This window comes from Cryptosporangium phraense (assembly GCF_006912135.1).
In the GTDB taxonomy this organism is placed as follows: domain Bacteria; phylum Actinomycetota; class Actinomycetes; order Mycobacteriales; family Cryptosporangiaceae; genus Cryptosporangium; species Cryptosporangium phraense.
Genome location: NZ_VIRS01000017.1, coordinates 184,570 through 205,210, shown reverse-complemented (window position 1 = coordinate 205,210; position 20,641 = coordinate 184,570). Strand labels below are relative to the sequence as shown.

Here is a 20,641-nt window from a genome sequence, read left to right as displayed (position 1 = left end):
GGCGCGGGGCGCGCGGGGCCCAACGACCACGTCTGGGCGACTCAGGTGGCGAGCTGAGCCCCATCAATCCACGCCCCGACCTTGCTGACCGCCGCAATCCGTGCGAGGGGATGCTGGGCGACGCGGCGATAGACGCCGGTCGCGATCCGTGCGCCGCGCTCGTCGAGGCCGAACTTGGACGTGCCGGTCGATTCGGCCCTGGTGGAGGGCCGGTGATGCACCGCGAGAGCCCGGAGAGGGCAGCCGCATCAGGAATACCCTCCAGGGGAACGCCCGGCGGGCTCGCAGCGACCACGGCCTGGGCCCCTCGAATCCGCGCCCCGACCCTGCTGACCGCCGCGGTCCGTGCGAGGAGATGCTGGGCGGCCCGGACGCAGACGCCGGTCATGGTCCGTGCGCCGCGCTCGTCGAGGCCGAGTTGGCGTGCGCTTGCGGCCGCCCGAATGCGGAGCTGCGGCGGAGCGTGCTGGAGAAGTCGGTCGTTCGGTGGTGAGCGTGGCTCGTGGTGGAAGTTCGTCGTTCGAGGTGTTGTTGCCGCCGGCGAGGCCGGGCACCGTGTCGCTGCGGCGGCAGATCATCACAGGATCCGATCGCGGGTGAGGACCGGCAGCGCGACCGAGCCTCGGCACGAGCCCCGTCCGACCGGCGAGCCCAGCCGAATCAGGAGCACCCGCCGAGAGGATGCCCGGAGCCCAACGACCACGGCCTGGGCCACTCACGAATCGTCGGGCGGTGCGATGCGGACGCTGGGCACGGTGCGGGCGGCGCTCCTCGAGGCCGGGTGGCCTGGTGCGCGTTGGCGGTAGGCCGCGGTCAGCGGCCGGACGCCGCGGTGGGTGCGCTGGTGCTCGAACTCGCGCCGGCCGGAGCGGAATCGGCCGGCCCCAGGTCGTCGGGCCAGAAAGCGGCGTCGCGGGCCAGAAAGCGGCGTCGCGGGCCAGCTCAGGCACGACGCGGGTCAGCCAGCGGCACTCCGGGACGATCCGGAGCAGCGCCTGCGCCGCGGCAGCGGGAGGACATCGCCGGGCGACCGGCCCTCCGGCGGGCCGCACCATCAGCAGACCATCCGTCAAGCGCGGTCGGAGGGTAGAGGTCACGCGCAGACCATCGCCACCCTCGGTCGCGGGCCACGGGCCGAACCGCTCAATCCGGAGGAGACGGCCTCGGCGTCATTGCTGCTCGGGGCGGCGCGCTCCCCGTTCCGTCCGCCTCACCCGGCGGCTCCGCCTCGAGCAGATCGGCAATCCGGCAGTTCAGCGCCGTGCAGATCATGTCCAGCTCATCCAGCCGAACCGACGTCGGCGGCCCGTTCCACCACGACGCGACCTTGCTCACCGACGGCGAGTACCCCACCGCCTGGCACGCCGCCCGCAGATCCGAGGCACGCCAGACGTCAGCGTTCGCGGCTACCCATCGCAAGTTCCACCGCACCGCATGATCCCCTCGCCGTCGAAGGATCGCCGCTCCGAACCTATCGTGTCCGAAGGCGACGAAAGAGGGCTACAGCACCTCGCGCAGGAGCTTCGCGGTCTCCGACGGCGTCCGCCCGACCCGCACCCCGGCCGCTTCGAGCGCCTTCTGTTTCGCGTCGGCGGTGCCCGCGCTGCCCGAGACGATCGCCCCGGCGTGGCCCATCGTCTTTCCCTCGGGCGCGGTGAACCCGGCGACGTACCCGACGACCGGCTTGGTCACGTGTTCGGCGACGAAGTCGGCCGCCCGCTCCTCGGCGTCGCCGCCGATCTCGCCGATCATCACGATCGCGTCGGTCTCCGGGTCGTCCTCGAACGCCCGCAGGCAGTCCACGTGCGTCGTCCCGACGATCGGGTCTCCCCCGATGCCGACGCAGGTCGAGAACCCGACGTCGCGCAGCTCGTACATGAGCTGGTAGGTCAGGGTGCCGGACTTCGAGACCAGCCCGATCCGCCCGGCGCCGGTGATGTCGGCCGGGATGATCCCGGCGTTCGACCTCCCCGGGCTGATCAGCCCCGGGCAGTTCGGCCCGATGATCCGGGTGGCGTTCCCGGCCGCCACCGCGTGCGCCCACAGGGCCGCGGTGTCGTGCACCGGCACCCCCTCGGTGATCACCACGGCCAGCGGGATCCCGGCCGCGACCGCCTCCAGCCCGGCGGCCAGCGTGAAGGCCGGCGGCACGAAGATCACGGTCGCGTCCGCGCCGGTCTCGGCCATCGCCTCGGCCACCCCCGCGAAGACCGGCAACTTCGCGCCGTCGAAATCGACGCTGGTGCCGGCCTTGCGCGGGTTCACGCCACCGACCACGGTCGTGCCCGCGGTGAGCATCCGCCGGGTGTGCCTGCTGCCCTCGGCGCCGGTCATCCCCTGAACGATCACCCGACTCTTCTCGGTCAACCAGATCGCCATCTCAGGCCACCTCCGATGCCAGCGAAGCGGCGCGCGCGGCCGCGCCGTCCATCGTGTCCACCAACTCGAGCCTGGGTAGCCCGGCCACCCGCAGGATCTTCCGTCCCTCGTCGGCCCGGTTGCCGTCGAGCCGGACGACGACCGGCCGGTCGACCGGCTCGCCCCGGCTCCGCAGCAGCGCGTACGCGCGGACGATCCCGTCCGCGACCGCGTCGCACGCGGTGATGCCCCCGAAGACGTTCACGAGGACGCTCCGGACGCCCGGGTCGGCCAGCACGATCTCCAGCGCGTTGGCCATGACCTCGGCCGACGCCCCACCGCCGATGTCGAGGAAGTTGGCCGGGTCGGCACCCGCCAGCGCGACGACGTCCAGCGTGGACATCACCAGGCCGGCGCCGTTGCCGATCACCCCCACCTGCCCGTCGAGCCGGACGTAGTTGAGGTGCCGGGCCTGCGCCTTCGCTTCGAGCGGGTCGGCCGCGCCGAGGTCGCGCAGGGCCGCGTGCCCGGGGTGCCGGTAGGCCGCGTTGTCGTCGAGCGTCACCTTCCCGTCGAGCGCGACGATCGCCCCGTCGACGTCCCGGACCAGCGGGTTGACCTCGACCAGCAGCGCGTCCTCGGCGACGAACGTCGTCCAGAGGCGTTGTACGGCCTCGGCCGACGCGGGCGGGAGGCCGACCGCGGACACGATCCGTTCGGCCTCGGCCGCGCCGACACCGGTGAGCGGGTCGATCGGGATCCGGACCAGCGCCTCCGGGTTCGTCACCGCGGTCTCCTCGATCTCGACGCCGCCTTCGAGCGACGCCAGCGCGAGGAACGTACGGTTGGCCCGGTCCAGCAGGTAGGAGAAGTAGTACTCGTCGGCGATCTCGGTGGCCGTGGTCACCAGTACGCGCCGCACGGGGTGGCCCTTGATCTCCAGGCCCAGGATCTCGGACGCCCGCCGCCGCGCCGCGTCCGGGTCGGGCGCGAGCTTGACCCCGCCGGCCTTGCCCCGTCCGCCGGTCTTGACCTGCGCCTTGACGACAACGGCCCGCCCCAGACCGACGGCCGCCGCCTGGGCGTCCTCAGGGGTCTCGGCGACGACGCCCGGCAGCACCGGGACGTCGTGCGCGGCGAACAGATCGCGTGCCTGGTACTCGTACAGATCCATGGCCACCGTCCTCGCTCGACTCCCGAAACCGTAGCGCTGCGCCATACTGTATGCAATATGCGCGTCGACAATCGGCCCTGGACAGTCAGCGGTGACCGGTGGAACATAGGGACGCCGCATACCGTATGCAGTCTTCAGTCCGCGGCAACACCGAGGAGTTGAGGGACATGAGCCAGACCACCACGGAGCCGGAGGCCGAAGCCACCGCGGCGATCCTGCGGCAGCGGAGCCAGGATCCGGACCGGATCTCCGGCGGGCACCTCGTCGCGAAGGCGCTGAAGGCCGAGGGCGTCGACGTCATCTTCACCCTCTGCGGCGGGCACATCATCGACATCTACGACGGCTGCGTCGACGAGGGCATCGCGGTCGTGGACGTCCGGCACGAGCAGGTCGCGGCCCACGCCGCCGACGGGTACGCGCGGGTCACCGGCAAGCCCGGCGTCGCCGTGGTGACGGCCGGGCCCGGCACCACCGACGCGGTCACCGGCGTCGCGAACGCGTTCCGGGCCGAGAGCCCGATGCTGCTGATCGGCGGCCAGGGTGCGCTCAGCCAGCACAAGATGGGCTCGCTGCAGGACCTGCCACACGTCGACATGATGACGCCGATCACGAAGTTCGCCGCGACCGTGCCGCACACCACCCGCAGCGCGGACATGGTCTCGATGGCGTTCCGGGAGTGCTACGCGGGCGCCCCCGGCCCGTCGTTCCTGGAGATCCCCCGGGACGTGCTGGACGCCGAGGTCGACCTGGCCGACTGCACGATCCCCGAGCCCGGCCGGTACCGGGCGTCGACTCGTAGTGCGGGGGACCCGGCGGCCGTCCAGCGGCTGGCCGACATCCTGCAGCGGGCCTCGAAGCCCGCGGTTCTCCTCGGGTCGCAGGTGTGGACCGGACGGGGCACCGAAGCGGCGATCGACTTCGCCCGGACGCTCGACATCCCGGTGTTCATGAACGGCTCGGCCCGCGGCTCGCTGCCGCCCGGCGACCCGCACCACTTCCACCTTTCCCGGCGGTACGCGTTCAACCAGGCCGACGTCATCGTGATCGTCGGGACGCCGTTCGACTTCCGGATGGGGTACGGGCGCCGGCTGCCGTCGTCGGCCACGGTCGTGCAGATCGACCTGGACTACCGCACCGTCGGCAAGAACCGGGACATCGACCTGGGGATCGTCGGCGACCCGGGCGCGGTCCTGGCCGCGGTGACGCGGGCCGTGACCGGCCCGGTGGCCTCGCGCGCACCGTGGTTCGCGGAGCTGCGCGCGGTCGAGAACGAGGCCTACCAGAAGCGGCTCCCCCGCCAGCTCTCCGACGCTTCGCCCATCCACCCGCTGCGGCTGGCCCACGAGATCAACGAGTTCCTGACCGAGGACTCCATCTACATCGGGGACGGCGGCGACATCGTCACGTTCTCCGGCGGGGTCGTCCAGCCGAAGACGCCGGGCCACTGGATGGACCCGGGCCCGCTCGGCACGCTCGGCGTCGGGATCCCGTTCGTGCTGGCGGCGAAGTACGCGCGGCCCGACAAGGAGGTCGTGGCGCTGTTCGGCGACGGCGCGTTCTCGCTGACCGGCTGGGACTTCGAGACGCTGGTGCGGTTCAACCTGCCGTTCGTCGGGGTCGTCGGGAACAACTCGTCGATGAACCAGATCCGGTACGGGCAGCTGCGCAAGTACGGCGAGGCCCGTCAGCGGGTCGGGAACACGCTCGGCGACGTGCGGTACGACAAGTTCGCCCAGATGCTGGGCGGCTACGGCGAGGAGGTCCGCGACCCGGCCGACATCGGCCCGGCGCTGCGCCGGGCCCGCGAGAGCGGCCTCCCGTCGCTGATCAACGTCTGGGTCGATCCGGACGCCTACGCCCCCGGCACCATGAACCAGACGATGTACAAGTAGGCACACCTCCGGCCGGGGCCTCCACCGGGGATGGCCAGGCTCCGGCCAGGACGTGCTCAGCCATCCGGCGGCCTGGCGCCGGACCCGGCAGGACGTGCTGCGGCAGGCGGCCGCGCTGGCCGGCCTGACCGCTCCCCGGCTCGTGCCGGAACCGGTCGCGGCCGCGTCCAGCTTCCTGACCCGCGCTCCGCAAGCCCGTGCTGCGCAAGCCCGCGCTCCGCTCGCCCCTCGCCGACCCCGGCGACCTCGACGCGGCGATCTTCGACTACCTCCGGACCGCCTCGGCGCCCCGGACCGCCTCGGCGGCGCGGGGCGCCGATCTCCGGCCGCGGCCCGCCACCCCGTCGACCTCCGGCGACCTGCGCGCGTCCCGGGCGCTCCGGGACGACATCCGGCAGGCCGAGGAGATGCTGCCGCGCACCGCGTCGGCGCACGTCCACGTCCCGCGGCTCGAGGACGACGTCCCGATCGGCCGGGAGCTGCTGGCCCGGCCGCTGCTCGACCGGACCGTCGCGGTCACCGGCGCCGCGCTCCGGGCCGCAGGCGCCCCGCGGTCCGACGTGGAGGCAATCTTCCTGGTCGGCGGCTCGAGCCGGATCCCGCTCGCGGCCACGCTGCTGCACCAGGAGTTCGGGATCGCCCCGACGGTCGTGGAGAACCCGGAGTCGGTCGTCGCCCGGGGCGCGCTGCTCGTCGCCGACCTGCTGACCACCGCGGCTCCGGCGTCCCCGGCCGGCCCGGGTCCGGCCTTCCCGACGACCCCGCCGCCGCCGTCGTCGTCGTCCCGCCGCCGGCTGCCGCTGTTCGCGGCGCTCGGCGCCGTGATGGCCGTCGTCGTGCTGCTGGCCGCCGTCCTGCTGGTCGTCAACCTCACCGGCAACGACGACGGGCAGCGGACGCTCGCGAGCTCGCCGACGAGTCGCAGCCGCCGGACTACACCGTGGTCGGCCGGGTGACGTTTCTCCTAGGCGCCCTTCTCGACCGGGGGGTTCGGGTTCTTCTCGGCCTCCTGGGCCCGCTGGTGGTACGTCTTGCGGGTGCGCTCGGTGTGCTTGCGCATGAGGTCGCCGGCCTTGCGGGCGTTTCCGGCCGCCAGCACCTCGATGATCTCGCGGTGCTCGTCCCAGGCCTCGCGGCCCCGCGAGCGGGCGATCGGGCGGTAGTACCAGCGCACCCGGCTGTCGACGATGCCGACGAGCTCGGAGAGCACCGTGTTGCCGGACATCGTCATGATCTGGGCGTGCAGGGCGGCGTTCGCGGCGACCATGCCAGCCTCGTCGTCGGCCTCCACCGCGGCCTCGCCGGCCGCCTGGAGCTCCCACAGCTGCTCGACCAGCGCCGGGGTCGCGTTCGCGGCGGCCAGCCGGGCCGACTCGGCCTCGAGCAGCGTGCGGGCGGCGAGCAGCTGGTCGGCCTCCTCGGCGGTCGGCGTGTGCACGAACGCCCCGAGGCCGGGCCGCAGGTCGACCCAGCCCTCGGAGTGCAGACGTTGCAGCGCCTCGCGCACGGGCTGGCGGGAGACGCCGAGCTGGGCGGCGAGCTCCTGCTCGACCAGGTGCTCGCCCGGCGACAGCTCACCGGTGATGATCATGTCGGCGATCTCGTCGGTGACGACCTGACGCAGCGGCGCCGGCCGCTCCAGCGGCTTGCGCCGAGAGCGGGAGCCCCGACCGCCCATCTCGCTCATCGTTCCTCCGGCAGTGTCGACTGACGGTTTACAGCATACAGTCGGTCGGCATACCAAGTTCACCAGCGCCGGAGCACCGCCACGGCGGCCACGGCCAGCGGATCCAGGCCCTCCGACCCCGCGTCGGCCAGAGCCAGCAACCGCGCCCGCATCCGCGGATCCCAGAACCGGGCCACGTGTCCGGCGATCTGCTCGGCCGCGGCCTCCGGCGTCAGGTGCCGGAACTGCCGGGCGATGTCGTTCACCAGCCGCGCCTCAGCGTGCACCCGACACCTGCACCGCGGTCACCTTGTACTCCGGGCAGTTCGTGGCCCAGTCCGAGTGCTCGGTCGTCACGACGTTCGCGCCGGTCACCGGGTGGTGGAACGTCGTGTAGACCACGCCGACCGGCATCCGGTCGGAGATCGTCGCCCGCAGTCGGGTCTCCCCCACCCGGCTGGCCAGCGTCACGACCGCGCCCTCGCTGATCCCCCGCTCGGAGGCGTCGTGCGGGTGGATCTCGAGCAGGTCCTCCGGGTGCCAGGCGACGTTGCCGGTGCGCCGGGTCTGCGCGCCGACGTTGTACTGGCTGAGGATCCGCCCGGTCGTGAGCACCAGCGGGTAGCGCCGGGTGGTCTGCTCCTCGGTGGCGACGAACGGCGTCGGCACGAACTTCCCGAGCCCCCGCACGAACGAATCCACGTGCATCACCGGCGTCCCCGACGGCGCTGACGCGTTGCACGGCCACTGGATGCTGCCCAGCTTCTCCAGCGCCTCGTACGACACCCCGGTGAACGTCGGCGTCATCGCCGCGATCTCGTCCATGATCTCGCTCGGGTGCGAGTACGCCATCGGGTAGCCCATCGCGGTGGCGATCTCGCTGACGATCTCCCACTCGCTCTTGCCGGTCTTCGGCGGCATCACCGCGCGCACCCGGTTGATCCGCCGCTCGGCGTTCGTGAACGTGCCGTCCTTCTCCAGGAACGACGCCCCGGGCAGAAAGACGTGCGCGAACTCAGCCGTCTCGTTCAGGAACAGGTCCTGCACGACGACCAGCTCCATCGCCGACAGCGCCGCGGTGACGTGGGACAGGTTCGGATCCGACTGCGCGATGTCCTCGCCGTGCACGAACAGCCCCCGGAACGACCCGTCGATCGCCGCGTCGAACATGTTGGGGATCCGCAGCCCCGGCTCCGGCTCGATCGGCACGCCCCAGGCCGACGAGAACAGCCCGCGCACGACGTCGTCCGACACGTGGCGGTACCCGGGCAGCTCGTGCGGGAACGAGCCCATGTCGCACGAGCCCTGCACGTTGTTCTGACCGCGCAGCGGGTTCACCCCGACGCCCTCCCGGCCGACGTTGCCGGTCGCCATGGCCAGGTTGGCCAGGCCCATCACCATCGTGGAGCCCTGCGAGTGCTCGGTGACCCCGAGCCCGTAATAGATGGCCCCGTTGCCGGCCGACGCGTACAGCCGCGCGGCCGCCCGTACCGATTCGGCCGGCACCCCGGTCACGTCGGCGACCACTTCCGGGCTGTTCTCGGGCCGGGCGATGAACGTCGCCCACTCGTCGAAACCTTCGCAGCGCGAGGCGACGAAGTCGTCGGACACCAGACCCTCGGTCACCACGACGTGCGCGAGCGCGTTGACGATCGCGACGTTCGTCCCCGGCCGCAGCTGCAGGTGGTGGGCGGCCTCGACGTGCGGGGACCGCACGAGGTCGATCCGGCGCGGATCCACGACGATCAGCTGCGCGCCCTGGCGCAGCCGCCGCTTCATCCGGGACGCGAACACCGGGTGGCCGTCGGTCGGGTTCGCGCCGATCAGCAGGATCACGTCGGCGAGCGCGACCGACTTGAAGTCCTGGGTGCCGGCCGACTCGCCGAACGTCTGCTTGAGGCCGTAGCCGGTCGGCGAGTGGCAGACCCGCGCACACGTGTCGACGTTGTTGTTGCCGAACGCCGCCCGCACCATCTTCTGGACGACCCACACCTCCTCGTTCGTGCAGCGCGAGGACGAGATCGCGCCGATCGACCCGGGGCCGAACCGGTCCTGGATCGCCCGCATCCGGGACGCGACGGTCTCGATGGCGGAATCCCAGGACACTTCCCGCCACGGATCGGTGATCGACTCCCGGACGAGAGGCGTCAGCACCCGGTCCGGGTGGGTCGCGTACCCGAACGCGAAGCGGCCCTTCACGCACGAGTGCCCCTCGTTCGCGCCGCCGTCCTTGTGCGGCACCATCCGGACCAGCTCGGTGCCGCGCAGCTCGGCCTTGAACGAGCACCCGACCCCGCAGTACGCGCAGGTCGTGATCACGCTCCGGGTCGGCATCCCGAGCTCGACGACCGACTTCTCCTGCAGCGTGGCGGTCGGGCAGGCCTGCACGCAGGCCCCGCAGGAGACGCACTCCGAGTCCAGGAAGTTCGTCGGCCCAGGAGCGACCTTCGACGCGAAGCCGCGGTTCGCGATCGTCAGCGCGAGCGTCCCCTGCACCTCGTCGCAGGCCCGCACGCAGCGGGAGCAGGCGATGCACTTGGACTCGTCGAAGTCGAAGTACGGGTTGCTGGTGTCCTTGGGCGCGTCGAGGTGGCTCGGGCCCCCCTCGTAGCGAACCGAACGCAACCCCACCACCCCGGCCATGTCCTGCAGTTCGCAGTCGCCGTTGGCCGGGCAGGTCAGGCAGTCCAGCGGATGGTCGGAGATGTACAGCTCCATCACCCCGCGGCGCAGCCGCTCCAGGTGCGCCGACTGCGTGCGGATCCGCATCCCGTCGTCGACCGGCGTGGTGCACGACGCCGGGGTCCCCCGGCGTCCGTCGATCTCGACGACGCAGAGCCGGCACGATCCGAACGCCTCCAGGGAATCCGTCGCGCAGAGCTTCGGAACGCTGACGCCGGCCAGCGCGGCCGCGCGCATCACCGAGGTCCCGGGCGGCACCACCACCGGGAGCCCGTCCACGGAAACGGTGACGGTCGGGTCCCCGGGACGGGCCGGAGTGCCGAAGTCGGGTTCTTTCACCAGCGTCATGACGTCTCCTGGAGGTACAGCTTCAGAGCGCTACGGACCGGCATCGGGGTCAGGCCGCCCATCGCGCAGAGCGAGCCGTCGGTCATCAGTACGCACAGGTCCTCGAGCAGGACGAGGTTCTCCTCGCGCCGCTCGCCGGCCCGGATCCGGTCGACGACCTCGACGCCCCGGACCGCGCCGACCCGGCACGGCGTGCACTTGCCGCAGGACTCCTCGGCGCAGAACTCGAACGCGAACCGGGCCTGGGCGGCCAGGTCCACGCGGTCGTCGAACACGACGACGCCACCGTGGCCGAGCATGGCCCCGGCCGCCGCGAACGCCTCGTAGTCCAGCGGCAGCCCGAACTGCGACGTCGGGACGTAGGCGCCCAGCGGCCCGCCGACCTGCACGCACCGCACCGGGCGCCCGGAGAGCGTGCCCCCGCCGAAGTCGTGCACGAGCTCGCCGAGCGTGAGCCCGAACGCCGCCTCGACGATGCCACCGCGCAGCGTGTTCCCGCCGAGCTGGAACACCTGGGTGCCCCGTGATCTCTCGACGCCCAGCGCGCGGTAGAACGCCGGCCCGCGGGCCAGGATCGCCGGCACCGTGGCCAGCGTGAGCACGTTGTTCACCACGGTCGGCTTCCCGAACAGGCCCTCGATCGCCGGGATCGGCGGTTTCGCGCGCACCATCCCGCGCTTGCCCTCCAGCGACTCCAGCATCGAGGTCTCTTCGCCACAGATGTAGGCGCCGGCCCCGACCCGGACGTGCAGGTCGAACGTCAGGGACGACCCGAGGATCTCGGTGCCCAGCCACCCCTCGGCCCGGGCCACGTCGATCGCCGCCCGCAGCGTGGCGACCGCGTCGGGGTACTCCGACCGCACGTACACGTAGCCCTCGGTCGCGCCGACCGCGTGGGCGGCGATCGTCATGCCCTCGATCAGCGCGAACGGGTCGCCCTCGAGCATCATCCGGTCGGCGAACGTGCCGCTGTCCCCCTCGTCGGCATTGGCGCAGACGAACTTCAGCGGGCCGTCGCAGCCCAGCACGGTCTGCCACTTGATGCCGGCCGGGAACCCGGCCCCGCCCCGGCCGCGCAGGCCGGACTCGGTCACCTCGGCCACGACCTCGGCCGGCGCCATCGACAAGGCCCGCCGCAGCCCGGCCAGGCCTCCGTGGGCCAGGTAGTCGACCGGCGACACCGGATCGGTGATTCCGACCCGGGCGAACGTCACCCGGTTCTGCCGGGCCAGCCAGGGGATGTCGTCGACGACGCCGATCCGCAGCGGATGCGGGCCACCGGCGAGAATCGAGTCCACATCGGGCGCAGTTACCGGCCCGTACCCCACCCGCCCGGCCGGCGTGGTCACCTCGACGAACGGCTCGAGCCAGAGCATCCCCCGCGACCCGTTGCGCACGACCTCGACGCCGCGCGCGCGGAACGCGTCCGCCACCTCGTCGGCACCGACCGAGCGGGCCGCGGAATCCCGCGGGACGTAGACGACGGTCACGGGAGCACCTCCCTGAGCTTCTCCGGGGTGACCCGGCCGAGTACCCGGCCGTCGACCTCGACGGTGGGGCCGAGCGCGCAGTTGCCGAAGCAGAAGACGTGCCCGGCGCGGTCGCCCGCGGCTTCCACGAGCGCGGAGGCGCCGACCGCCTGACAGGCCTCGCCCCGGCAGATCCGCACCGTGCGCGGGCCGGCCGGCGCCGTCCGGAAGTCGGTGTAGAACGTGATCACGCCGTGCACCTCGGCCCGGGACAGGTTGAGCTCGTGGGCCAGGATCGGGGTCGCGTCCGGCGGCACGTACCCCAGCTCGTCCTGGAGCGCGTGCAGCACCGGCAGCAGCGGGCCGCGCCACCCGGCGTGGGCGGCGACGATCCGGCGCACGGTCATCACCAGCTGCGGGTCGAGGCCGGCCAGCGGCGACGCGGGCTGGGCCCGGCGGCCGCGCTTCCGGGGGTCGACCCGGGACACGTCGGCGCGGGCCATCAGCCGGCCATCGCCATCGTGCGGGCCAGCAGGTCCACCGCCGCGTACACGTTGCGCAGCGTCGGCGCCGGCACGCCGGTGAGCTCGGCGATCTCGACGACCGCCCCGATGATCGCCTCGAGCTCGAGCTCCTTGCCCGCTTCCAGGTCCTGCAGCGTCGACGTCTTGTGGTGCCCGACCCGGGCCGCGCCCTCGATGCGCCGTTCGATCGACACCGACGGGTGGCACCCGGTGGCTTCGGCGATCGCGATGGTCTCGGCCATCATGGACGCCACCAGCGAACGGGCCCCGGGGTGCCCGCACATGTCGACCATCGTCGCCCTGGTCAGGGCGGACAGCGGGTTGAACGCGACGTTGCCCATCAGCTTGACCCAGATGTCGTCGCGCAGGTCCGGCTCGACCGGGCACTTGAGTCCCCCGTCGACCATCGCGTCGGCGAACGCCCGGCACCGGTCGGAGATCGCCCCCGAAGGCTCGCCGATCGAGAACCGGGTGCCCTCCAGGTGACGGATGACCCCCGGCGACTCGATCTCGGTCGAGCAGTAGACGACGCACCCGATGGCCCGCTCCACCGGCAGCACGTGGGAGACCGCTCCGCGCGGGTCGACGGCCTCGATCCGGCGGCCCTCCAGCGGGTGCCCACGCAACCCGTGGAAGTACCACCAGGGGATCCCGTTCTGGGCGGCGATCACCGCGGTCGACGGGCCGAGCAGCGGCTCGATCAGCGGCCCGCAGGTCGCGTACTGGTGGGCCTTCAACCCGAGGAAGACGTAGTCCACCGGGCCGACCTCGCGGGGGTCGTCGGTGGCGTGCGCCCGGGCGACGAAGTCACCCCGCGGGCTGTGCACCCGGACGCCGTCGCGCCGCAGCGCGGCCAGGTGGGCGCCCCGGGCGATCAACGAGACGTCGGCGCCCCCGCGGTGCAGCGCCGCTCCGACGTACGCGCCGATCGCCCCGGCGCCGAGCACGGCAATCTTCATGAACGCTCCCCACTGCGTGGCCGCGCCCGGAGGCGCGGCCACGCGTGACCTCAGGCCGACAGGGCGAGGGACTCTTGGCTGGTCGTGCGCAGGTCCCGGCCGGGCTGCCGGAGCAGCATGGCCAGGAACGCGGTGGCGAGGCCGATCGTCCCGGCGAGGATGAACGCCCCTCCGTAGCCCCAGGCCGCGACCACGACGGCCCCCAGACCGGACCCGACCAGGCCGGACACCAGCTTCGAGCTGTAGACCATCCCGTAGTTCGACGCGTTGTTGTTCTCGCCGAAGAAGTCCGCGGTCATCGCCGCGAACAGCGGGAAGATCGCGCCGCCGCCGAAGCCCGAGACCATCGACGCCAGCAGGAACAGCGGCATGTTGCCGATCGAGCCGGAGAAGTACACCGCGTACTGCGCGCCGCCCAGCACGATGCACACGATCACCAGCGTCTGCCGCCGGCCGTACCGGTCGGAGATCCATCCGATGACGCCCCGGCCGGTGCCGTTGATGATCGCCTTGAGGCTCATCGCCAGCGCGACGATGCCCCCGGCGAAGCCCATCTCGTCACCGAACGGCACCTGGAACGCGATGCCGAAGATGTTGATGCCGGCCGTGCAGAGCAGGCAGAACCACATCAGCGGCAGCACCGGGGTGCGGATCGCCTCGGACGGCTTGTACTGCTTCACCGCGGGCGGGTTCTTCAGCAGCGAGCGCCGGATCCGCGGGTCGTCGGCCGCGGCGCGCAGCGGGTCGACGTGCGGCGGCCACCAGTTCTTGGGCGGGTCGACGAAGAAGAACCCGACCAGCGCGACCGTGATCGCCAGCCCGAAACCGACCGCGGTCAGGATCCCGCCCAGGTTCCCGACGTCCATGTAGTTCTTGAACAGGAAGATGAACGGGACGGAGCCGTAGGCGAAGCCGCCGTTGACGAACCCGGTCTTGCCACCCTTCCGCTCCGGGTACCACTTCCCGACCATGTTGACGCAGGTCGCGTACACCGCGCCGGCGCCGCAGCCGCCGAAGAGGCCGAACCCGAGGTAGGCGACCCAGACGTTCGGCGCGTAGGCCAGCGCGAGATAGCCGAGCACGGTTCCGCACGCGCCGATCAGCATCGCGTTCCGGGCCGAGAGCGTGCCCCGCTCGCGCAGCTCCCCGACCGGGAACGCCACCGCGGCCTGGAAGAAGATCCAGACGCCGAGCAGCCAGAAGATGTGCGCGCCGTGCCAGCCGTGCGCACCCGAGAGCGTCTCCTCGGCCGAGGAGAACGCGTATTCCGACGACGAGATCGCCATCATCGCGACCCACGGCAGGAACACCATCCACCGTCGTGAACGGCCCATGATCTGCCGGTCGGTCTCGCCGACGCGGTAGATGCGGCCGTTCACGTCCTTCACTTCTCGGAACCCACCGGGGGGTGCCGTCTCCGATTCTGCGGGCTTTTCGGAAGTACTCACGCTGGACCTCCTGGAGCAGGGGTACGAAACGTTCACCGCCGTGGTTCGTGGAGCGGATGGAGCTCAGAGCAGGCCCGCTGCGCGGGCCCACCGGTATTTCGCACCGAGCACCGCGACCGGCTTCTCGGTGGTGTAGGGGTAGGCGACGATCCCGTTGCGGTAGAGGTGCTCGCTCGCCTCTTCGACTTCGACGTCACCCGAGAGCGACGCGACGACCGGCTTGTGGATCCCCCGGGCCCGGTACTCGTCCACCACGTCGACGACGAGCTCGGCGAACGTCATCGGGGGCGTCACGATCGTGTGCCAGTAGCCGAGGATCAGCGCGTGGATCCGCGGGTCCTCCAGGCCCAGCGCGATCGTGTTGCGGTAGGTGGACGGCGGTTCGCCGCCGGTGATGTCGACCGGGTTGCCGGCCGCGCCGAACGGCGGGATGTAGGCCCGGAACGCCTGGTCCAGGTCGTCGGGGATCCGCATCAGCGAGAGCCCGTTGTCGACGCAGGCGTCGGAGAGCAGCACGCCCGATCCCCCGGCGCCGGTGATGATGACGACGTTCTCGCCCTTGGGCGTGGGCAGCTGCGGGATGCCCCGGGCGTACTCGAGCAGGTCGTTGAGGCCCGGCGCCCGGATCACGCCGGACTCCCGGAGGATGTCGTCGTAGACCGCGTCGTCGCCGGCCAGCGCGCCGGTGTGTGAGCCGGCCGCTTTCGCACCGGCCGCGGTGCGACCGGCCTTGAGGACGATCACCGGCTTGCGCTTCGAGACCCGCTGCGCGGTCTCGGCGAACGCGCGGCCGTCCTTGAGGTCCTCGAGGTGCATCGCGATCAGCTGCGTATGGTCGTCGTCCTCGAAGAACGTCAGCAGGTCGTCCTCGTCGAGGTCGGCCTTGTTGCCGACGCCGACGATCGCCGAGACACCCATCCGGGCCGACCGGCTGAACCCGAGGATCGCCATCCCGATCCCGCCGCTCTGCGAGCTCAGGGCGACGCCGCCGGGCACGTCGTAGGGGGTGCAGAACGTCGCCGAGAGGTGCTCGGGCGTGTAGTAGTAGCCGTAGATGTTCGGCCCGAGGATCCTGACGCCGTGCTTGCGGGCGATGGCCACGACCTCGTCCTGGAGCTCCTGGTTGCCGGTCTCGCCGAAGCCGGACGGGATCAGGATCGCGCCGGCCACGCCCTTGGCGCCCGCTTCTTCCAGTGCTTGCGGCACGAATTTCGCCGGGATCGCGAAGATCGCCACGTCGACGTCGTCGTCGATGTCGGTGATCGTCTTCGCGGCCGGAAGGCCGAGAATCTCGGTGGCCTTCGGGTTCACCGGGTGGATCCGCCCCTGGTACCCGCCGTCGACCAGGTTCTTCATCACCGAGTTGCCGATCTTCCCGGCCTCGGCCGACGCGCCGATCACCGCGACCGAGGCCGGTCGCATGATCCGGTTCATCGACGCGAGGATCTCCTCGCGGGTGAACCGCGAGGGCGGTTCGGTCTCCGCCCCGACGATGATCCGGACGTCGACGGCCGTCGCCTTGTCGGACGTGGCCAGTACCGGGTTGAGATCGACCTCGGAGATCTCCGGGAAGTCGGTGACCAGGTCGGAGACGCGGCTGATCAGCGTGGCCAGCGCCTCTTGGTCGACGGGTTCGGCGCCCCGGACGCCGCGCAGGATCTCGGCCGCCTTGATGCCCTCGACCATCTGTTTTGCGGTGGCCCGCGAGGTCGGAGCGAGGCGGAACGTCACGTCCTTGAGCACCTCGACGAGCACGCCGCCGAGTCCGAACGCGACGATCTTGCCGAACGTCGGATCGGTGACCGCGCCGACGATCACCTCGTGGCCCTGGGTGAGCATCTGCTGCACCTGGACGCCGACGATCCGCGCGTTTTCGTTGTGGTGGCGGGCGTTCCGCACGATGGTCCGGTAGCCGTCCGCCGCTTCCGCGGCGTTCTTGATGCCGACGAGGACGCCGCCGGCCTCGGTCTTGTGCAGGATGTCGGGCGAGACGATCTTCAGAACGACGGGGAACCCGATGCGGGTCGCCTCGGCCACGGCGTCCTCGGGGTTGGTGGCGAGCGCTTCGCCGGGCGTGCTGATGCCGTAGGCCTCGACCACCGCGCGTCCCTCGGGGGCGGTGAGCGCGTCGCGGCCCTCGGCCCGCACGGCGTCGAGGATGTTCTGCACGATGGTCCTGGGCCCGGCTTCGGTCTGGACGGCCATGTCGGTGGTCTCCCTCAGATCGCGCCGGCGGCGCGGTAGGCGTCGGCCCGATCGGCCAGGCCGAGTTCGGACAGGACTTGGTCGGTGTGCTCGCCGAGCAGCGGCGAGCGCTCGACGTCGACGGGCGAGTCGGAGAGCTTGATCGGGCAGCCGACGGTCTTGAACGGGCCGCGTTCGGGGTGGTCGACCTCGACGACCGAGCCGAGCGTGGCGAGCGTGTCGTCCTCGATCAGCTCGCGGGTGGAGAGGATCGGGCCGCACGGGATGTCGTGGGCGTTGAGGTCCTCCATCACCGCCCACTTGGTGTGCTGCTCGGTCCACTCCTCGATCAGCGCGAACATCTTGTCGAGCTTGTCGAGGCGGGCCTTGGGGGTGGCCCAGGCCGGGTCTTCGGCCAGTTCGGGGCGTCCGATGAGCTTGGCGATCGGGGCCCAGCCGGTGGGCTGGACGATCACGTAGATGTAGTCGTTCGGGCCGCCCGGGGCGCACTTGACCGCCCAGCCGGGCTGGCCACCCCCGGACGCGTTGCCGGAGCGCGGGACCTCGTCGCCGAAGTTGTCGTTCGGGTACTCGCCGAGGGGTCCGTGGGCCAGCCGCTGCTGGTCGCGGAGCTTCACCCGGCAGAGGTTGAGCACCGCGTCCTGCATCGCGACCTGGACCCGCTGGCCGCGGCCGGTGGTGGTGCGCTGCAGCAGCGCGGCCAGGATGCCCGCGACCAGGTGGACGCCGGTGCCGGAGTCGCCGATCTGGGCGCCGGTCGCGGTCGGCGGGCCGTCCTCGTCGCCGGTGGTGCTCATCGAGCCGCCCATCGCCTGCGCGACGACCTCGTAGGCCTTGAAGCCCGCGTACCGGCCGGGGCCGAAGCCCTTGATCGACGCGTAGACCAGGCGCGGGTTGAGCTCCTGCAGGCGCTCCCAGGCGAAGCCGAAGCGGTCGACGACGCCGGGACCGAAGTTCTCGACGAGCACGTCCGATTCCTGGACCAGGCGGGTGAAGACCTCTTTGCCCTCGTCGGACTTCATGTTGACCGTGATGCTGCGCTTGTTGCAGTTGAGCATCGTGAAGTACAGGGAGTCGACGTCGGGGAGGTCGCGGAGTTGCTGGCGGGTGATGTCGCCTTTGCCGGGGGCTTCGAGCTTGATGACGTCTGCGCCGAGCCAGGCGAGTAGTTGCGTGGCCGAGGGTCCTGACTGGACGTGAGTCATGTCGAGGATCCGGATGCCCTCGAGTGCCTTACCCATCGTCGTCCTCCTGCGTCGTCGGGCGCCTGCATATTGCATACCGTATGACGTGATCCAGTATGGTGGCCTAGATCACATCGGTTGTCCAGAGTGAACAGAGAAGTGCTGGTGGGGCGGTGGCCGCGGGGTTGTGGCTCGGGGCGCGGGTTGCGGGCGTGGGCCGGGGTCGTCAGCGGCCGGGGAGGCGGAGTTGGGGGTGGCCGGGGCGGCGGAGTCTGGCCGCGGCGACGGCGCCGGCGATTCCCAGTGCGGCGGCCAGCGCGAAGGTGGCCGTTCCGCCGTCGGCGGGGAGGCTCGCGGACGGTGGGGCGGCCGCCACCAGAAGGAGGCCGACTGCTCCCCCGGCGGCTTTGCCGCTGTAGACGAGGCCGTAGTTGGGCAGCGTGGCCTCGTCGCCGAACCAGTCGCGGACCAGGCCGACCAGCAGTGAGTACCCCGCTCCGGTGCCCGCTCCGGCCACCGCTGCCGACGCGAGCTGCACCGGGCCGTCGGCGGCGATCCCCAGCTGACCGAGGCCGCCCAGCAGCAGGGCCGCGACCAGCATCCGGCGCCGCCCGAGCCGGTCGGACAGCCGCCCGGTGACGACCCGCCCGGCGCCGGTGGCCAGCGCGAGCACGGCGATCGGGACCGCGACTCCGGCGCCGGACGTCGCCAGGTACCCGAGATCGAACAGGGCCATCGCCGCGATCACGCCGACGACCAGCCACATCGAGGGGAGCGCGCCGGTCCGCAGGGCCTCGGCCGGGCCGAACGCCCGGATCGCCGGCGCGTTCCGCGGGATGCTCCGGTTGAGCCGCCGGTCGATCGCCCACAGGCGAGGATCGAGCTGAGCCGGCCACCAGTGCGCGGGCGGCCGTCGCAGGATCAGCCCGGCCCCGACCACCGCCAACCCGACGACCACCGCCGCCGAGTCGAGCAGGAGGACGCCCGCGCCGCCCGCGGCCGAGTGGACCCCGCCGCCCGCGGCCGAGTGGACCCCGCCGCCCGCGGCCGAGTGGACCCCGCCGCTCGCGGCCGAGCCGGTCGCGGAGGGGCCGAAGGCCCACGCCGCGGCCAGGACGAACGGCACCGAGCCGTACCCGAACGCGCCGCTCACCGCCCCGGTGGCCCCCGCGATGCGCTCCGGGAACCACTCGGTGACCGCACCCACGCACACCGCGTACGTCAGCCCCGCCCCCACCCCACCGAGCAGCGAGTACCCGGCCAGAAGAACCCCGAACGACCCCCCGTGAGCCAGCGCCGCCAACCCCACCGCACAGCAGACCCCGGCCGGCACCAGCAGCCGAGCCCCGAACCGCCGGTAGAGCCACGTCGCCGGAACCGCGACCCCGGCCTGACACACCACCCACACCCCGAGCAACCACAGTGCCTCGGCCCGCCCCCGGCCGAGCACCGGGAGCACCGCCGCCGCGCCGTACTGCAACAGGCCCGCCGCCGCCATCGCGGCCTGCGGGGCCCGCACCATCCAGGCCCGGGACCGTCCGGTCAGATCAGTGGCACTCTCGCCGACCCGGTACTGCCGGCCGTGGACGTCGGTCACCAGCGAATGCTCCATCGCACACCTGCCTACTGTATGCAGTATGCCGCGACCGAGCATGACGCATCTCACGCCGATCTGTCCAGAGCCCGCTGGATGATTGATTCCTGACGGCGTGGCGGCGTGGTTGACCCCGTGACGTGCGACGGAGGGTGCCGCTGGTCTGCGTGTGACCGAAGACCTCGACACCCTCCTGACCGCACTCTGCGTAGGGATCGATGATCGGGTGCCCCGCCGCCGGCCGTCCGGCGGTGTTCTCCGACGAGCAGCTGCTGACCGCCGCAACAGCGCAGCCCCTGCTCCGGGTCACCTCCGAACGTCGCCGGCTGCGCCTGGTCACCGCCCGCCTGCGCGCCGCGGGTGGCCTGCTAGCCCGGATGCAGCGGGAATCAGCCCGCGACACCACGTTCCGGCACGGCGACCTGTGGCTGGCCGACTCCGCTGCGGCGCCTCCCGGGAGCTCCGATCTGGCCGGCTACGCCCACTACGGCTACTACGCGTCACACTCCCGATGGTTCTGGGACCTGCGCCCGCCTCTGGTCTGCACCCCTACCGGCCACCCGATCGCTGACCGCCTACGACCACTGAACATCGCAATCAACCATCTAGACCCGGGCCAGCCCGCGGACGGCGAGATCGAGGAGCCTCGCCGCGCCCGGCTCGTCCCCCTCGGTGGCGAACGAAATCGCGCTCACCAGCCGCAGCAGGTCGTCGACGTCGACTCCGGGCCGGACCGTCCCGGCCGCGGTCGCGCGCTCGAGCAGACCGCCGGCGGCGTCGCGCATGAGGCCGTGGCAGGTGTCCTCGGCGGCGATCCCACCCGGGCTCTCCAGCAGGGCCAACGCCAGCCCGCGGGCCGACGCGGAGTACGCCGCCAGCTCCCCGAGCCAGGTGACCAGCCCGTCCTGGTCGTCGGAGAGCTCGCCCGCCCGGACGCAGAGCCCGACGACCCGGTCGTGGAACACCGCCTCCCACAGCGCCCGCCGGGACGGGAAGTGCCGGTGCAGCGTCGCCGAGCCGACCCCGGCCCGGCGGGCGATCTCCTCCAGCGACGCGTCGGCCCCGTCCACGGCGATGACGTCGGCCGCGGCCGCGATCAGCGCCGCCCGGTTCCGCGCCTGGTCCGCACGCACCATTC

Annotated in this window: 16 protein-coding genes; 2 read left to right on the top strand and 14 right to left on the bottom strand. The window is 72.0% G+C overall.

Annotation, left to right across the window (positions count from 1 at the left end):
• Nucleotides 1-1,143: 1,143 nt before the first annotated feature.
• From FL583_RS23860 to sucC, 3 genes are all read right to left on the bottom strand, one after another.
• A complete protein-coding gene (locus FL583_RS23860; RefSeq protein WP_338081128.1) occupies nucleotides 1,144-1,335 on the bottom strand; it encodes a helix-turn-helix domain-containing protein in 192 nt (63 codons plus the stop codon).
• Between the two features lie 165 nt (nucleotides 1,336-1,500).
• Nucleotides 1,501-2,379 carry a succinate--CoA ligase subunit alpha gene (sucD, locus tag FL583_RS23855; protein WP_142707025.1) on the bottom strand — a complete coding sequence of 293 codons (879 nt, stop codon included), beginning with the start codon at nucleotides 2,377-2,379 and terminating at the stop codon, nucleotides 1,501-1,503.
• Between the two features lies 1 nt (nucleotide 2,380).
• Complete coding sequence (sucC, locus tag FL583_RS23850) at nucleotides 2,381-3,532, bottom strand: ADP-forming succinate--CoA ligase subunit beta (RefSeq protein WP_142707024.1); 1,152 nt, start codon at nucleotides 3,530-3,532, stop codon at nucleotides 2,381-2,383.
• A 167-nt stretch (nucleotides 3,533-3,699) separates the two neighbouring features.
• Between sucC and FL583_RS23845 the strand changes: the two genes are divergently transcribed.
• Both FL583_RS23845 and FL583_RS23840 read left to right on the top strand, forming a co-directional pair.
• On the top strand, nucleotides 3,700-5,424 hold the full coding sequence (locus tag FL583_RS23845; RefSeq protein WP_142707023.1) for a thiamine pyrophosphate-binding protein: 1,725 nt from the start codon (nucleotides 3,700-3,702) through the stop codon (nucleotides 5,422-5,424).
• A 197-nt stretch (nucleotides 5,425-5,621) separates the two neighbouring features.
• Entirely contained in the window at nucleotides 5,622-6,380 is a 759-nt protein-coding gene (locus FL583_RS23840; RefSeq protein ID WP_142707022.1) for an Hsp70 family protein, read from the top strand.
• A gap of 8 nt (nucleotides 6,381-6,388) precedes the next feature.
• Here FL583_RS23840 and FL583_RS23835 read toward each other — a convergent pair whose 3' ends face one another.
• The 11 genes from FL583_RS23835 to FL583_RS23785 all read right to left on the bottom strand — a co-directional run bounded on the left by FL583_RS23835 (nucleotide 6,389) and on the right by FL583_RS23785 (nucleotide 20,639).
• On the bottom strand, nucleotides 6,389-7,111 hold the full coding sequence (locus FL583_RS23835) for a GntR family transcriptional regulator (protein ID WP_205752400.1): 723 nt from the start codon (nucleotides 7,109-7,111) through the stop codon (nucleotides 6,389-6,391).
• Nucleotides 7,112-7,170: 59 nt separating this feature from the next.
• On the bottom strand, nucleotides 7,171-7,377 hold the full coding sequence (locus FL583_RS23830) for a formate dehydrogenase subunit delta (protein ID WP_205752399.1): 207 nt from the start codon (nucleotides 7,375-7,377) through the stop codon (nucleotides 7,171-7,173).
• Nucleotides 7,367-10,120 (bottom strand): formate dehydrogenase subunit alpha, encoded by a 2,754-nt coding sequence (fdhF, locus tag FL583_RS23825; protein ID WP_142707021.1) that lies wholly within the window; start codon nucleotides 10,118-10,120, stop codon nucleotides 7,367-7,369. Before fdhF ends, FL583_RS23830 begins: the two co-directional genes overlap by 11 nt.
• Nucleotides 10,117-11,610 (bottom strand): formate dehydrogenase beta subunit, encoded by a 1,494-nt coding sequence (locus FL583_RS23820; RefSeq protein ID WP_142707020.1) that lies wholly within the window; start codon nucleotides 11,608-11,610, stop codon nucleotides 10,117-10,119. Before FL583_RS23820 ends, fdhF begins: the two co-directional genes overlap by 4 nt.
• Nucleotides 11,607-11,996: an NAD(P)H-dependent oxidoreductase subunit E gene (locus FL583_RS23815; RefSeq protein ID WP_142707044.1), complete on the bottom strand. Its 390-nt coding sequence runs from the start codon at nucleotides 11,994-11,996 to the stop codon at nucleotides 11,607-11,609. Before FL583_RS23815 ends, FL583_RS23820 begins: the two co-directional genes overlap by 4 nt.
• Before the next feature lie 95 nt (nucleotides 11,997-12,091).
• Nucleotides 12,092-13,072, bottom strand: a complete 981-nt coding sequence (locus FL583_RS23810) for a 2-dehydropantoate 2-reductase (protein ID WP_142707019.1) — start codon at nucleotides 13,070-13,072, stop codon at nucleotides 12,092-12,094.
• Nucleotides 13,073-13,122: 50 nt separating this feature from the next.
• The gene (locus FL583_RS23805) at nucleotides 13,123-14,520 is read right to left on the bottom strand and encodes an OFA family MFS transporter (RefSeq protein WP_142707018.1); all 1,398 of its coding nucleotides are present in this window, start codon (nucleotides 14,518-14,520) and stop codon (nucleotides 13,123-13,125) included.
• Between the two features lie 63 nt (nucleotides 14,521-14,583).
• Nucleotides 14,584-16,725 (bottom strand): acetate--CoA ligase family protein, encoded by a 2,142-nt coding sequence (locus FL583_RS23800; protein WP_142707017.1) that lies wholly within the window; start codon nucleotides 16,723-16,725, stop codon nucleotides 14,584-14,586.
• A 14-nt stretch (nucleotides 16,726-16,739) separates the two neighbouring features.
• Nucleotides 16,740-17,966 carry a formyl-CoA transferase gene (gene frc, locus FL583_RS23795; protein ID WP_142707016.1) on the bottom strand — a complete coding sequence of 409 codons (1,227 nt, stop codon included), beginning with the start codon at nucleotides 17,964-17,966 and terminating at the stop codon, nucleotides 16,740-16,742.
• A 169-nt stretch (nucleotides 17,967-18,135) separates the two neighbouring features.
• Nucleotides 18,136-19,521 (bottom strand): MFS transporter, encoded by a 1,386-nt coding sequence (locus FL583_RS23790; protein WP_142707015.1) that lies wholly within the window; start codon nucleotides 19,519-19,521, stop codon nucleotides 18,136-18,138.
• A 587-nt stretch (nucleotides 19,522-20,108) separates the two neighbouring features.
• Entirely contained in the window at nucleotides 20,109-20,639 is a 531-nt protein-coding gene (locus FL583_RS23785; protein ID WP_142707014.1) for a TetR/AcrR family transcriptional regulator, read from the bottom strand.
• Nucleotides 20,640-20,641 lie beyond the last annotated feature (2 nt).